General features: G+C 64.6%; 13 protein-coding genes. 7 read left to right on the top strand and 6 right to left on the bottom strand.

Annotated features, from left to right (window positions below; all coding sequences use genetic code 11):
* Positions 1–38 precede the first annotated feature (38 nt).
* Both BM197_RS11155 and BM197_RS11150 read left to right on the top strand, forming a co-directional pair.
* Positions 39–374, top strand: a complete 336-nt coding sequence (locus BM197_RS11155; protein ID WP_090711521.1) for an ArsR/SmtB family transcription factor — start codon at positions 39–41, stop codon at positions 372–374.
* A 32-nt stretch (positions 375–406) separates the two neighbouring features.
* Entirely contained in the window at positions 407–877 is a 471-nt protein-coding gene (locus BM197_RS11150; protein ID WP_090711519.1) for an SRPBCC family protein, read from the top strand.
* A 204-nt stretch (positions 878–1081) separates the two neighbouring features.
* Here BM197_RS11150 and BM197_RS11145 read toward each other — a convergent pair whose 3' ends face one another.
* Positions 1082–1459 carry a DUF7715 family protein gene (locus tag BM197_RS11145; RefSeq protein WP_143095060.1) on the bottom strand — a complete coding sequence of 126 codons (378 nt, stop codon included), beginning with the start codon at positions 1457–1459 and terminating at the stop codon, positions 1082–1084.
* Positions 1460–1677: 218 nt separating this feature from the next.
* On the opposite strand from BM197_RS11145, the gene BM197_RS11140 reads away from it, so the two are divergent.
* The gene (locus BM197_RS11140; protein WP_090711515.1) at positions 1678–2487 is read left to right on the top strand and encodes a class II glutamine amidotransferase; all 810 of its coding nucleotides are present in this window, start codon (positions 1678–1680) and stop codon (positions 2485–2487) included.
* Positions 2488–2582: 95 nt separating this feature from the next.
* Here the strand turns inward: BM197_RS11140 and BM197_RS11135 are convergent, their stop codons facing one another.
* On the bottom strand, positions 2583–3917 hold the full coding sequence (locus tag BM197_RS11135) for an MFS transporter (protein WP_245762502.1): 1335 nt from the start codon (positions 3915–3917) through the stop codon (positions 2583–2585).
* Positions 3918–4051: 134 nt separating this feature from the next.
* Between BM197_RS11135 and BM197_RS11130 the strand changes: the two genes are divergently transcribed.
* The gene (locus BM197_RS11130) at positions 4052–4909 is read left to right on the top strand and encodes a LysR substrate-binding domain-containing protein (RefSeq protein ID WP_090711511.1); all 858 of its coding nucleotides are present in this window, start codon (positions 4052–4054) and stop codon (positions 4907–4909) included.
* Between the two features lie 146 nt (positions 4910–5055).
* Here BM197_RS11130 and BM197_RS11125 read toward each other — a convergent pair whose 3' ends face one another.
* The 3 genes from BM197_RS11125 to BM197_RS11115 all read right to left on the bottom strand — a co-directional run bounded on the left by BM197_RS11125 (position 5056) and on the right by BM197_RS11115 (position 8207).
* Positions 5056–6819 carry a BCCT family transporter gene (locus tag BM197_RS11125; protein ID WP_090711509.1) on the bottom strand — a complete coding sequence of 588 codons (1764 nt, stop codon included), beginning with the start codon at positions 6817–6819 and terminating at the stop codon, positions 5056–5058.
* A 187-nt stretch (positions 6820–7006) separates the two neighbouring features.
* Positions 7007–7666 carry a GntR family transcriptional regulator gene (locus BM197_RS11120; RefSeq protein ID WP_090711507.1) on the bottom strand — a complete coding sequence of 220 codons (660 nt, stop codon included), beginning with the start codon at positions 7664–7666 and terminating at the stop codon, positions 7007–7009.
* Positions 7667–7679: 13 nt separating this feature from the next.
* A complete protein-coding gene (locus tag BM197_RS11115) occupies positions 7680–8207 on the bottom strand; it encodes a VOC family protein (RefSeq protein ID WP_090711505.1) in 528 nt (175 codons plus the stop codon).
* A gap of 228 nt (positions 8208–8435) precedes the next feature.
* On the opposite strand from BM197_RS11115, the gene BM197_RS11110 reads away from it, so the two are divergent.
* From BM197_RS11110 to BM197_RS11100, 3 genes are read left to right on the top strand one after another with little or no spacing between them, the layout of a single operon-like run.
* Entirely contained in the window at positions 8436–10628 is a 2193-nt protein-coding gene (locus BM197_RS11110) for an alpha-ketoacid dehydrogenase subunit alpha/beta (RefSeq protein WP_245762501.1), read from the top strand.
* Between the two features lie 21 nt (positions 10629–10649).
* Positions 10650–11909 (top strand): dihydrolipoamide acetyltransferase family protein, encoded by a 1260-nt coding sequence (locus BM197_RS11105; RefSeq protein WP_090711501.1) that lies wholly within the window; start codon positions 10650–10652, stop codon positions 11907–11909.
* 18 nt (positions 11910–11927) lie between these two features.
* The gene (locus BM197_RS11100) at positions 11928–13235 is read left to right on the top strand and encodes an MFS transporter (protein ID WP_090711499.1); all 1308 of its coding nucleotides are present in this window, start codon (positions 11928–11930) and stop codon (positions 13233–13235) included.
* 177 nt (positions 13236–13412) lie between these two features.
* Here BM197_RS11100 and BM197_RS11095 read toward each other — a convergent pair whose 3' ends face one another.
* A complete protein-coding gene (locus BM197_RS11095) occupies positions 13413–14384 on the bottom strand; it encodes an acetylxylan esterase (RefSeq protein ID WP_090711497.1) in 972 nt (323 codons plus the stop codon).
* Positions 14385–14442: the final 58 nt, after the last annotated feature.

Genomic DNA, 14442 nt, shown 5'->3' with positions numbered 1-14442 from the left:
CATTGAACTTTTAGGTTCAGTGATCTACACTGAACCACATGGTTCATGATGTGGTCCTCGACCGGGTTTTCTCAGCGCTGTCGGATGCTACGCGGCGCGCGATCATCACCCGTCTTGGCGAAGGTCCCGCGACGATCGGTGAACTTGCTGAGCCTGCAGGCATGACGCTGACCGGCATGAAGAAGCACGTTCAGGTGCTTGAGGACGCCGGCCTCGTGGTCACCGAGAAGGTCGGCCGGTCGAGGCAATGCCGGATCGGCGCCGAACGGCTGGACGACGCCATGGCGTGGATCAGCTTCTATCAGCGGCTCTGGGAGCGTCGACTCGACGGCCTGGACGCCTACTTCACGCTCCAGAAGGGACGAGAGAAATAACTGAGCAGTCCAGCAAGACCGACACTCTCGAGATGCGGATGACACGGCTCCTCCCCGCGACACCCGATGAGGTTTTCGACGCCTATACCGATGCCGAGAAGCAGAAGATCTGGTTCAGCATCCTCGATGAAAAGCCCGGTGTCGTGGAGATCAACGTCGACCTGCGGGTCGGTGGCACCCAGACGGCGGTCTGGGGTCAGGATGCCGACACCCTTTTCCACGAGACGCAGACCTTCCTCGAGATCGACCGTCCACACCGCCTCGTCACCGAATCGACCGGCGGAGGCCCCGACGGATCGTCAATGACCACACGCATTGAGGTCACCTTGACCACACGCATTGAGGTCACCTTCGAAGCGCACCGCGACGGATGCCTCGTCACGATCGTGCAGAGCGGTTTCCCCGCCGTCGAGGTCCGTGACTTCTTCAGCACCCAGGTCTGGGTCGGCGCGTTGGACCGCATCGAGGCGTTCCTGACCCGAGGAGCCCGCGATGTCCGGTAAGGCGACTGCCGGCAAACCCACCTCTCAACCGGACGCGAACTCGGCCCGCCACCAAGGCAGCAGCCACCGTTGACGACTACATCGACGGGTTCCCACCTGCACAGCAGGCCGCGCTCCACCGCGTCCGCGACGCCATCCACCGCGGCGATCGTAGCGAATCGACCGCCGGCCGACACGACCGGCTGAGCTCCGATGTCGGCCCGTTCATGTCCCGCGCCCGAGGGTCTGCACGAACGCGTACCCTGCGCTGCGGCCGATGACTGAACCAACCGGCCAGCGGTTGGCGGTGGCACGTGAGAGGCGCATCATTTTCGCGGCGTTGCCGTTGCGCGCGCATTCGCGACAGCATCCGTCGACCACCATCTTCCAGAGATCCTTGATCTCGACGAACGGCAGGTCGGCGACCACCGCCTGCGTGGTCAGCTGCCCGGATGCCATGCCGATGAACGAGTACCCAGCCTCACAATCGGCGACGTCGCACGGGCAGGGGCCGGGATCGATGACGAGTTCGCCCTCAACCGCCAGGGAGTTGATGCAGCCCTCGTCGTCCTCGACGACGGCTGGTGCCACGAGTACCTTCATGATGTCCTCCATCGATATTGATATGTTCGTCCGGCACATCTCAGGTATACGACGACCCTCCGACATTGCCCGCAGCGAGAGTTCAGGATGCACAAACGGCTCCCAGCGATGCCCAAAGGTGCTTTTGCGCATCCTGAACGGTGAAGCCGCTCGAGCGGGTTGCCCCTGCGGAAGCAAGCGAGAAAACTGAACACGAAGAGTCGTAAGGGGGTCGCACAGTGTGTCGACTACTCGGCTATGTCGCCAGCCGCCCCCTCGCCGCCGTCGACGTGCTCGGGTCATCCGGATTGAAGGCATTCACGTCGCTCGCCTCGCTGCATGGTGACGGCTGGGGCCTGGCCTGGCGTGGCGCTGACCAACTCACGCATGCGGTTTCGCGTCCGGATTCCGCGGCGACGGATCCGCTCTATGCGGAACTCACCGGACAACCGCTCGGCCCCGCCGGTCTCGTGCACTTGCGCCGGGCGACCGGAGGACTTCCTGTAGTGCCGGAGAACACGCATCCGTTCACCGACGGCGACTACGCGTTCGCGCACAACGGCAACATCACGCCGATCGCGCGACTCGAAGAGCTGCTCACGCCGGCCTCGATGGCGAAGCTCAGGGGCGACACCGACAGCGAGCGGTATTTCCGATTCGTTCTGCAATGCATCGCCGAGAGCGACACCGAGGCAGACGGGGTGACGCGCGCGCTGCACACGTTGGTGCAGGAGTTCCCGAACGTGAGCCTCAACGCGCTGCTGCTGACGCCGACTGCCCTGTTCGCGATCCACATGAACAGCGGGGCGACCTCACCGCCGCGCGCGCTCAGCGAGCTGTATCCATCGGATGCCGACATGCCGCACCGGCACGCGACTGAGTATTACGCGATGTACTACCGCGTCACGCCCGACGCCGTGCACGTGATCTCGAGCGGCCTCGACGAGCCGGGCTGGATGCACGTGCCGCCCGACTCGGCTGCCATGATCGACCTTCGCACCCGCGAGTTGACGCGGCTCGCATTGCTGCCGGTGAGCCCGGGTGCCTGAACCCTGCGCGCCCCGATCCGGCCGCGTCATCCGTTCCGGTCAGAACCACCCGGCGCAGCGCATGAGCGGGTCCGGGACGAGTGACCTCGCGCCCGTCAACCCAGCGGCGGCCGCGTCGCGATACTCACCGACGGTACGAAACGGCGCAACCGCACCTGCAACCGCAGCTGCCTGCGCCGGGCCAGTACGAGCGCGACGATCACGGCGGCGAGCGCCGGCACCCCACCTGAGACGACCATGCCGGCGTGGGCACCGAACTTTTCGATGATCACACCCATGAGGGGGCCTCCGATGGCCTGGCCGCCAAGCAGCACGAGAACGTAGAGCGACATCACCCGGCCGCGGATGCCGATGTTGCTCGACATCTGTACCAGCGAGTTGGATGCCGTCAAAAACAGCAGGCAGGCCACCCCGACCGCGACGAGGCACGCCGAGAACAGCGCGATCGTCGGCATCAGCCCTGCCACGGCTTGCAGCAGCCCGGTCAGGCCGACGCTGATCACGATCGTCCGGAGCCGGATCGACGAACGCCGGGTGGAGAGCAGTGCTCCGGTCAGCGCGCCGAGGGCGACCATTGAGTTGAACAGCCCGTAGCCGCCGGGTCCGACCGCGAACACGTCATCGGCATACGAAGCGAGGAGCACGGGCATTGTCAGCCCGAACACCGCAAAGACGGCGATGAGGATCACCGGGTAGAGGATCGTGGGCTTGGCGACGGCGTAACGCAGCCCTTCCCTGAGCTGGCCTTTCGCGCGCGGTGACGGCGCGACCCTCGACATCTGTGCGGTGCGGAGCATCCCGAGCATGACAATGACGAAGAGGCAGGCGATGCCGTTGAGCAGGAACGCCGGGCCGGCGCCGACGGTCAGCAACAGAACACCGGCGATCGCGGGGCCGATCATGCCCGCCAGTTGGAACACCGACGAGTTGATGCTGATCGCGTTGCGCAGATTCCGGTGCCCGACGAGCTCGGTGACGATCACCTGGCGGGCCGGGTTGTCGACGACGGTCACGAGTCCGGTCGCGAAGGCGATCGCGAACACGTGCCAGGCCTCAACCACACCGAGAAGCGTCAGCACAGCCAGGCCGATACTCAAGACCGCGAAGAGTGCCTGCGTGATGATCAGGAGCATCCGTTTGCTGTGCCGGTCGACGAGAACACCACCGAGCAGACCGAAGAAGAGCATCGGGGCGAACTGCATGGCCACCGTGATGCCGACCGCCGTCGCGCTGCCGGTGAGTTCCAGGACGAGCCAGTCCTGCGCGATGCGCTGCGTCCAGCCCCCGGTCATGGCGAGGAGGTTGCCGACCGTCCAGATTCGGAAGTTCGGCACACCGAGCGCGATGAACGTCTTGCGCCAGGGCAGGCGGCCGGTCTGAAGCGAGAGCGGTTCGGTGGGCGGGAAGGCGGTCGAGTGCGCGGAGGCCACGGATGTTCTCCTGAAACGTTGGAATGCGGATGCCACTGGCAACGCTAGCGAGGAGACCAACATTCGGACCCCCAATGCGTACTATTAGTGCCATTGGTCTGTCGAATGACGCTGTTCGATGAAGGGGAGGGTCCGTGTACGACCCGGTGCTGTTGAAAACGTTCCTCGTGGTCGCGGAGACCCACAGTTTCACCGCGGCGGCGCAGCGGCTGGGCATCAGCCAGCCGACGGTGAGCCAGCAGATGGGCAAGCTCGAGAAGGCGGCGGGACGGATGCTCATCATCCGCGACACGAGGGAGGTGCGGCTCACCGACAACGGCGATGCGATGGCTGGCTTCGCACGGACGATCCTCGCAGCGCACGCCGCTGCGGAGAGCTACTTCAACGGTTCTGCGATGCGCGGACGGTTGCGGTTCGGAACCGCCGACGACCTGGCCATCACGCAGCTGCCGAAGATCCTGCGGCACTTCCGGCAGCTGTACCCCGAGATCAACCTCGAGCTGACGGTCAACCAGAGCGGCCCGTTGCGCCGGCGGCTGGAAGCAGGTCACCTCGACCTGATCTTTGTGAAGCAAAGCTCAGGTGAGGCGACCGCGGGCACCCGGGTCGCGAAGGACACCATGGTGTGGATCGGGCAGGAGACCCTCACACTTCGCGAGCGCGCTCCGGTCCCGCTGATCGCATACCAGGCGCCCAGCCTCAGCAGGCAGCTGGCAATCGATGCGTTGGAAGCCGCCGGGCGCACCTGGCGAATCACCTGCAACACTCGCGACGTCAACGGCGTACTTGCCGCGGTCCGCGCCGGTATCGGGGTGGCGGTGTTCCCGCATTCATTGATCCCATCGGACCTCGTCAAGGTCAGCGACCGGTTCGAACTGCCCGAGCTGGGCGACGTCGACTATGTTCTCGAGGCGAACCCCTCAGCGGCGAAGGAACCGGTGCAGGCACTGATGTCGGCGATCGTGAGCCGTGGAGTGCGCCGGGAGGCGTGAGTACGGCGGGCCCAGCGTGGGTACGTTTTCACCCGATCCGGACCGGTACACCCGGCGCACCGCGTGCATCCGTCTGGAGCGCGTGAAAACGCCCTCGCCCGCTCGCTTGAGGGAGCCAAGGGATCGAAGCGTGCGGGCGGCGCGCCCTACAACACCCCGGTCGGCGGTTCGGCCCGCTCCGCCGACTCAGCCGACTCCGCGGCCGGCGTCCCCGTAGAAGTTGTTGCGGACGTCGCTGGCCCCCGGTGTTGGCGCCGGCGGAAGATCGACATCCGCCTCGCGCCCGGAGCCGGTGCCGGAGCCTCATCCGTGTCGAGCCCATAGTGGTCGCCGATGTGCTCGAGAAGGGCAGCTCGCTGAGCTCTCTCGAAGGCTCGATGCTCCCGGCCGAAGGCGAGCCCCGTCGCCCAGCAGATCAAGAGCATCACGACGCTGAACGGCAGGGCGATGATGATCGCGGCCGTCTGCAACGCCTGCAGCCCTCCGGCGATCAGCAGCGCGATCGCGAGAGCGGATGTCACGCAGGCGAAGAACGCGCGGATCCAGCGCTTGGGCTCCACCTGGCCGCCGCTGGCGAACATGCTCATCACGAGCGCGCCGGAGTCGGCCGATGTCACAAAGAAGATGGCAATGAGGATGATCGCGCCGATGGTGAGAACCGAGCCTGCTGGCAGCTGGTCGAACATTGCGAACAGTGCGCCTTCAACGTTGACCGTGCCGTCTTCGCCGACCAGCCCGCCCGGGCCGTTGAGTTCGGAGTACAGCGCGGTTCCGCCCAAAACGCTGAACCAGAGGAAGGTGATCAGGGTCGGGACGAGGAGAACCCCGGTGACGAACTGGCGCACGGTGCGGCCGCGCGAAATGCGGGCGATGAACACGCCGACGAAGGGTGCCCACGAGATCCACCAGCCCCAGTAGAACGTCGTCCAGGTTGCCTGCCAGGCTTCGCCCTCGGCACCGGTGAACGCTCCGACGCTGAACGACAGCCCGACGAAGCCCTGCAGGTACGCGCCGATCGACTGCACGAAGTCGCGCAGGAGGAACTGTGTGGGGCCGACGACGAGGAGGAATAGCACGATCAGCCCGGCGAGGACGAGGTTGATGTTCGACAGCCATTTCATGCCCTTGGCCACACCCGACAGCACCGAGAACAGCACACCGCCGGTGATGATCAGGATGAGGATGATGTTGCCGAACTCGGACGCCGTGATGATTCCGGCGCTCTCCAGCCCGGCGCTGATCTGAACCACGCCGAGTCCGAGTGAGGTGGCGACACCGAACAGGGTGCCGACGAGGGCGATCACGTCGATGAGGTTGCCCCATCCACCCCGGACCCGTTTACCGAGCAGCGGCTCGAGAGCCCAGCGAATCGATACCGACCGGCCCTTGCGGTGGATCGCGTAGGCGAGGGCGAGCCCGATGACAACGTAGATCGACCAGGCGTGAACTCCCCAGTGCAGGTAGGTCTGCGACAGCGCCTGCGAGGCAAGCTGGTTCGCGGTGCCTTCGACACCCGGGCGCGGGTTGGCGAAGTGGCTGAGCGGTTCACCGACACCGTAGAAGACCAGGCCGATCCCCATGCCCGCCGCGAAAAGAAGCGAGAACCAGGAACCCATCGAGAACTCGGGCTCGTCATCGTCTTTGCCGAGCTTGATGTCACCGAACCGGCTGAAGCCCACCCACAGGCTGAAGACGACGAAAAAGGCCGCGATCAACACGTAGTACCAGTTGAAATTGCTGACGATGCTCGACTGGATGCCGGCGAACAGCGCCTCAGCCGACTCCGGGAGCAGGATCGCAAAAGCGACGAATAAAAGGACCACGATCGCTGCAGGCCAGAAGACCCACGTCGCAACTTCCGGGGTTTTGGTGCTTGTCGTGCTCGGGCCGTTACTGGTTTCCGTCGGCATAGCGCCAGCCTACGACCGGGCACGAGGCCCCTCAAGCTGTGGTAGTGCTGCGACCGCTTCACGCCGTCCGGACCCGACTGCCCGCTCACCGTGCGCGGCTTCACGCAGTCCGGCCGAGAACCCCCGTTGTGCCGGATGCTTCGGTCCGGTACGAGTGACACGTCGGTGAACTGGCGGACCCGAGGGCCTACAAGAAGAGGTCGCTTCGGCCCTCCAGCTCGATACGAGTTCGTCGGATGTGGCCAAGGATGGTCCGCTCCGCCTCGTCGACGTCACGTCGTTTGATGGCTTCCATCAGCAATTTATGCTCGGCGTGGATCATCCAGTTGCGTTCGCTCCCGATCGCAATCGAGAACGCGCGGCGGTAGGGCTGTGTCGTGTTCCACAGCCGCTCAATCAGTTGGTTCAGCGAGTCCATCCGTGACTCGGAGTACGTCAGAAGATGGAACTCTCGGTCGAGCACCAGAAAGTTCTCGACATCCGTGCCTGCTTCCATGGCGTCAACCAGTTCGGCGAGCCTCTCGAGTTGTTGGGTTCCGAGGCGGGGGATGCTCTCGGCGAGAGCGAGCGGTTCGATTCGTTCACGGATCTTATAAGCGTGGACGCACTCGTCGAGGTCCAGCTTGGACACCCACGCGCCACTGTTGGCGACTATGCTCACCAGACCTTCTGCTTCGAGGATCCGAATCGCTTCCCGGACCGGCAGGCGGCTGGCGCGGTACCGCGTGGCGAGTTCTTCCTGCAGGATGCGCTCGCCGGGGGCGAGCGAGCCATCCAGAATCGCCCCCCGCAATTCGTCCGCGATGCGCTGGCTCGCTATGGCCGTCCTGGGCTCCGTCGTTGTCATGCGAATATCTCCCTCAGTCCTTGGGGTGCCACAACAACGTCGTCGCAGTCGCCTCGTAGTGCTTGCCGCCGGGGAAACTCACCAACTCGAACTGCATCCCCCATGGGGACAGAAAGTAGATCCAACGCTGGCCCGCACTTGGCCCTCCGCTGCTCGTCGGCTTCCCGAGGACCTCAACCCCGGGGACGCTTCGCAGATACTCCACGGCCACGTCCAGATCGTCGACGTAGAACGCCACGTGGTGGCCGCCGATGTCACTATTGCGTGGCTGCGCAGGGTTCTGGTCTTCAGCTTCGAACTGAAAGACCTCGAAGTTGGTCCCGTTCCCGCAGCGGAAGAATCGCAACTCACGCATCACCGAGCTGTTCGCGATGTTGAGGTGCGTCGACATCCATTCACCGTTCGGCTCGAACGGGCCGACGGAGTAGACCAACTCGCAACCGATCACGTTCACGAAGAACTCCGTTGCCTGCTCCAAATCGGGCACCGTGAACCCAATGTGCTCTGGGCCAGCGAGACCGGGAATTCCGCGTTTCACCATGCCACCACCTCTCCGACCGCCGTCCCGGCACGACGCCGGGCTGTCACGAGGCTATCCCAATTGGATCCGATGGCAGAGCTGATTCTCCGGAATGTATCCAATGAGACCGAAAACAGGCCTGTATACGACCGTTTAGGACGGTTGTGGCGACGCTCACGTTGCAAATGTATCCAACCAACGGTTACGATCCTGACAACACCAATGCCGAACAATCAACGGAGATCGTCAGTGCCTCGTAAGCAAACGCTCAAGCCCAGCACGCCCCTCGTCGAGTTGACGGCCACGCCGAGCGACTGGGATTCCGCCGACGCGTCACTGCTTGAGACGATGCTCGTGCAGTTGCACCTGATCCGCGCCTTCGAAGAGCGGGTGCTCGAGCTCGCCGCCGATGGGCTCGTTCACGGGCCTGCTCACAGCAGCATCGGTCAGGAGGGAGGGGCAGTCGGCTCCGTTCTGGCCCTCGACGAAGGCGACGTCATCAATGGCTCACACCGGGGCCACCACCAGTTCCTCGCGAAGGCGCTTCAGCACGTGCAACGCGAGGGATTCACTGTCGAAGGCCCCATCTCCACCGCCGTCGGTGAAGTGATCACCAGCACAATGGCTGAGATCCTCGGGCTGAGTACCGGCTACTGCAAAGGCCGTGGCGGTTCGATGCACCTTCAGTGGATGGAAGCGGGCGCGATGGGGACCAACGCGATCGTCGGCGGAGGCGTGCCTCAGGCTGCAGGATTCGCCTGGGCGAGCAAGAAGGCCGGCACCGAAAACATCTCCGTCACCTACTTCGGGGACGGTGCAGTCAACATCGGCTCGGTACTCGAAACCATGAACCTGGCGGCAGCGTGGAAAACACCGGTCTGCTTCTTCATCGAGAACAACCGCTACGCGGTGTCTACCCATGTCAGCGAGGTGACGGCGGAGCCTCGGCTTGCCGCACGAGGCCTGGGATTCGGCATCCCCTCCTGGCGCGTCGACGGCATGGACCCGCTTGCCGTCCATCTCGCAATGGAAGCTGCGGCCGAGCACATGCGAGCCGGCAACGGCCCGACGATCATCGAAGTTGATGTCTACCGGTTCTTCCACCAGAACGGTCCGTTCCCTGGTAGCGCATTCGGATACCGAACCAAGGAAGAAGAGCAGGAGTGGCGCACGCGTGACCCGCTCGACATGGTCGCCGGCGAACTCCTCCGGCGCGGCATCGTCAACGCCGATGCCATTGAGTCGCTCCGCGATCGGGCACGTGCGCTCATGACGGACGTCAGTCTGGGCCTGATCGAGCCGGACCCTGACAAGGGCGGCGACAAAATGCGAATCCGCCCGGAACTCTGGCCCAGTCCGGACTTTCGCGACGTCGGCGTGCGCGGTGACCTCAGCGAATTCGCTGGCGCTCGCTACGCGGAGCAGGCGACCTTCACCGGCGCAACGAAGCAACGCAAGTTCGTCGACAGCGTCGCCGATGTGATGAATCGACGGATGTCGGAGGACCCATCAATTGTCGTCATGGGCGAAGACATCCACCGGTTCAACGGCGGGACCAACGGTGCAACCCGTGACCTTGCAGCAAACTTCCCCGATCGAACGCTTGGCACGCCGATCAGTGAGAACGCCTTCACGGGGCTCGCATGCGGACTAGCCCTCGACGGCCGATACCGGCCGGTGGTCGAGTTCATGTACCCGGACTTCATGTGGGTCGCAGCCGACCAGGTGTTCAACCAAATCGGCAAGGCCCGCCACATGTTCGGCGGGCAATCCGCTGTGCCCCTCGTTCTGCGTACCAAAATCGCCATGGGGAGCGGCTACGGCTCGCAACACCTCATGGACCCGGCCGGCATTTTCGCCACTGCGCCCGGATGGCGGATCGTCGCACCTTCCAACAACTTCGACTACGTCGGCCTGATGAACGCTGCCCTGCGCTGCAACGACCCGGTTCTCGTCATCGAACACGTCGACCTTTACCAGCAGCGCGACGAAGCCCCCACCGACGACCTGGACTACTGCATCGAGGTCGGCAAAGCATCCCTGCGCCGGGAGGGCGCTGCACTCACCGTTCTCACCTATCTGAACATGGTGCAGCACACGCTTGACGCGGTAGAACAGACCGGCGTCGACGCGGAGGTCGTTGACCTTCGCTGGCTCGACCAGGCGAGCATTGACTGGGACCTCATCGGTGAGAGCATCCGCAAGACGAACAACGTACTGATCGTCGAACAGGGGGCCAGGGGCACCTCGTATGGTGCGTGGCTGAGCGACGAGATCCAGCGACGCTACTTCGACCACCTCGACCAGCCCATCCAACGCGTCACGGGCGGTGAGGCGTCGCCCAGCATCTCCAAGGTCCTGGAACGTGCCGCAATCGCCGGAACGGATGAGATCGCCGACGCTCTGAGGACCGTCAACGCCAACCAAGGCGTACGGGACTAGCGGACGCCGGAAGGATTCACCATGCCTATTACTGTTCGAATGCCTGAAGTGTCGGCGAACGCAACCCACGCGGTACTCCAAACGTGGGAGAAAAGGGTCGGCGACGCGGTATGTGTCGGCGATGTGCTCGCGTCGATAGAGACGGAGAAGGCGGCTGTCGACTTGACGGCCGACGCCGACGGCACGTTGGCCGCGGTTTTCGTCGATGACGACTCCGAGGTGGAAATCGGGGCCCCACTGGCCCGCATCGACCTTCCCGGCGAGGACGCGTCCGCGGGAGCGTCGACGGCCGCGGGAACTCCCGCGCCGGCCAACCCGCCGAAATCAGAACCCACCGCTGAGCCATCCGCCCCGGCCGCGACCGCGCCTGTTACTCGGTCTTCCGGCTCTCGGCTGTTCGCGAGCCCCATCGCCCGCAAGCGTGCCCGCGAGGCTGGCGTGGATCTCGCCGGCCTCACCGGCACCGGTCCTGCCGGTCGAATCGTGCGAGCCGACGTCGAGCGCGTCATCTCGGCCCCCGTGCCGACATCTGACCTGGCTGCTCCGGCTGACGGCACCGGACCTGTTCCCACTGACCCCGCGCCCTCGGCGGGTTCGGAGTACACGGACATCCCGCACAGCCCCATGCGTCGGGCAATCGCCCGCCGGCTCACCGAGAGCAAGCAGTCCGTGCCGCATTTCTACATCACCATCGATGCCGCCGTGGACGATCTACTCGCCCTGCGCTCTGAACTCAACGAGGCGGTGCCGGAGGGCGACAAGATCTCCATCAACGACCTCGTCGTGAAGGCCTGTGCCATCGCCCTCCAGCAAGAGCCGGCAATGAACGTCATCTGGACCGACGACGCAACCCGGCAGTTCGCGGCATCCGACATCTCGCTGGCTGTGGCGACCGACACCGGACTGCTGACCCCTGTCCTGCGGGGAGTGGAAGCCCTGTCGATCGTGGAATTGAGCCGGCGTACCCGATCGGCCGCACAACGCGCCAAGGGCGGCCAGCTCCGGATGGCCGACCTCGAGGGCGGCACCTTCACCGTCACAAGCCTCGGCATGTTCGGGGTGAGTGAGTTCTCGGCCATCATCAATCCGCCACAAGCGGGGATCCTGGCTGTCGGCGCGGTGAAGCCGGCCGTGGTCGCTGTCGACGGCCGTCCGGAAGTGCGGAGCGTCATGCGCTGCACCTTATCGGTCGATCACCGGGCCGTCGACGGAGCTCCCGCGGCGCGCTGGGCCGCAGCCTTGCAGCAACTACTTGAAAATCCTGTCCGTATCCTTATCTAGAGCGAAGGAGCTCTCACATTGACTACGCCCACCATCACGCCTGAGACATCTATCTCGAGGCCATCACTCGCGTCCCGAGTGAAATCGCTCTTCGCGAGTACCGCCGGCAACCTGCTCGAATGGTACGAGTGGAGCGCATATGCGGTCTTCTCGCCGTTCATCGCAGCGGCGATGTTCGAGCCAACCGACCCTGGCTCGGCCCTTCTGGCGACGTTCGCCGTCTTCGCTGTGGGCTTCCTCATGCGGCCGATCGGCGGCTGGGTCTTCGGCCTCATCGGTGATCGACGCGGTCGCAAGTTCGTCCTCCTGATAACCATGCTGATGATGGCCGCGGCGTGCTTCCTGATCGGCCTCACGCCCGGATACTCCGAAATCGGGGTTTGGGCATCCGTTCTCCTGCTCGTGCTCCGCTGCCTGCAGGGCTTCGCCCACGGTGGTGAATCGGCGGCGTCGACGACCTATGTGGCAGAGATCGCTCCGAAGGAGAAGCGCGGCCTGTGGACCTCTGCCGTGTTCATCGCCATCACCGGTGGAAGCGTCCTCGCATTCCTCATCGGGGCCATCATCACGAGCATCTTTGGTTCTGAAGCCGTCGGCGAATGGGCGTGGCGCGTGCCCTTCATTCTCGGCGGCCTTCTCGCATTGGTCGTGCTGTGGCTCCGCCGCAACATGAACGAGAGCGACGTGTTCGAAGAGGATGTGGCCGATTCGGCCCTGAACGCGACGCCTCCAACGACGCGGGCTCAGAATGTGCGCATCGCCCTGAAGATGATCTTCTTCACTGCCGGCGTTACAGCGGTCAACTACACGTGGGGTTCGTACATGACGACCTTCGCCATCACCCAGCGCGGCATGGACCCGAGCACGGCGTACTGGATGAGCGTTATCGCGCAGTTGATCTGCTGCATCTCGATGCCGTTCTGGGGCATGCTCTCAGACCGGTTCGGTCGCAAGCCCATGATCTTCATGTTCGCGGTCGCGTCCATCGCCCTGACCATCCCGCTGACCAGCCTCATCAGTGACCAGGGGTGGACGTTGCTGGTTGCCGTCGGAATCGCGCTCACGCTCTGGGCGATCCCGGGATCGATCTACTCGGCCGTGCTGGCGGAGAACTTCCCGACCCGCGTCCGTACCAGGGGTATCGGCATCGCTTACGCCCTGTCGGTTGCGCTGTTCGGCGGAACCGCGCCGTACCTGAACCAGTTGTTCGTGTCATTCGACCTGGGCTGGATGTTCAGCGTGTACATCATGTTCCTCTGCGTGCTCACGATCGTCGCGACATTGTTCATGAAAGAAACGAAGGGCATCGACCTCAAGGACGCCTAGTCCCGCCAATTGATGAAGGTCCCCGGCGGATTCGCCGGGGACCTTCATCGTTTCGGAAGATGATGCGTGAGTGCGGGGTCGACCGCACATTTTCACTCGCTCCGGACGAAAGCATCCGCCGCACCGGGTGTTCCGGTCCGCAGCGCGTGAATCGGCGCGGAAGAACGCAGGCAGCTCCTACCTCAACATCCCCGCCAGCGCCTCGGTCGCCATCACCTCGTCGAGCACTCCCCCGCCCTCGTGGCCGTTGTACGGCCAGACGGCGATCTCCTTCGGTCCCGCGTACTCGTGATACGCCCCGAACACGGTCGATGGCGGGCACGTCGGGTCCATCAGCGCGGCCGAGAACCAGGCCGGTGCACTCGCGCGCCGGGCAAAGTTCACCCCGTCGAAGTACGAGAGCGTTTCATGCACGGCAGCACTCGCTTCGCGGTGCACGGCGAGGTACCGCCCGATCTCCTTGTACGGGTCCCGGTCGGTGATCACCGTCGCCCGGGGGAAGTCGCAAAGGAAGGGGACGTACGCAACGAGAGCAGCGACATCCGGCACCAGCGCCGACACGGCGAGCGCGATTCCGCCGCCCTGGCTCCCGCCGAGCACGGCCAACCGTGCACCGTCGACGACCGGCAGCGACCGTGCCGCCTCGACCGCCCGCACGGCGTCGGTGTAGACCCGCCGGTAGTAATAGCTCTCCGGGCTCTCGATCCCGCGGGTCATCACGCCAGAGGTCGCCGGTCCCGAACCGACCGGGTCGGGCGTCGAGCCGGTGCTCCAGCCGGAGCCCTGGCCGCGGGTGTCCATGATCAGGTGCGCGTAGCCGGCGCTCGCCCACAGCAGGTTCTCGAACTCGTGACCGCGCCCGCCGCCGTATCCGACGAACTGCACCACCGTAGGAAGGGACCGGCCGGATGCCACGGTGCCGGCCGGGACCCGCAGCCACGCTTTGACCGGATGCCCGTCGAACCCGGCGAAGGTGACGTCGTACAGGTCGATCGTGACCAGCCGTGAGTCGACCTGCTCCAGTTTCACGCCCAGGTCATGAACGCGGGAGCCTTCGAGCGTCCGCGCCCAGAAGTCGTCGAAGTCGGTCGGGTCGGTCTGTGCGCTGCGGTACTGCCGCAGTTCGCCCTCGGGAAGGTCGGTGTACATAGGCCTAGCCTTTCAGACCGCTCTGCGCGAGGCCCTCCACGAACTGCTTTTGCGCCAC

It is taken from the genome of Mycetocola miduiensis, assembly GCF_900115155.1.
GTDB classification, from domain to species: domain Bacteria; phylum Actinomycetota; class Actinomycetes; order Actinomycetales; family Microbacteriaceae; genus Mycetocola_A; species Mycetocola_A miduiensis.
Note: the sequence above shows the minus strand (reverse complement) of the source record. Positions and strands in the feature narration are given on the sequence as shown.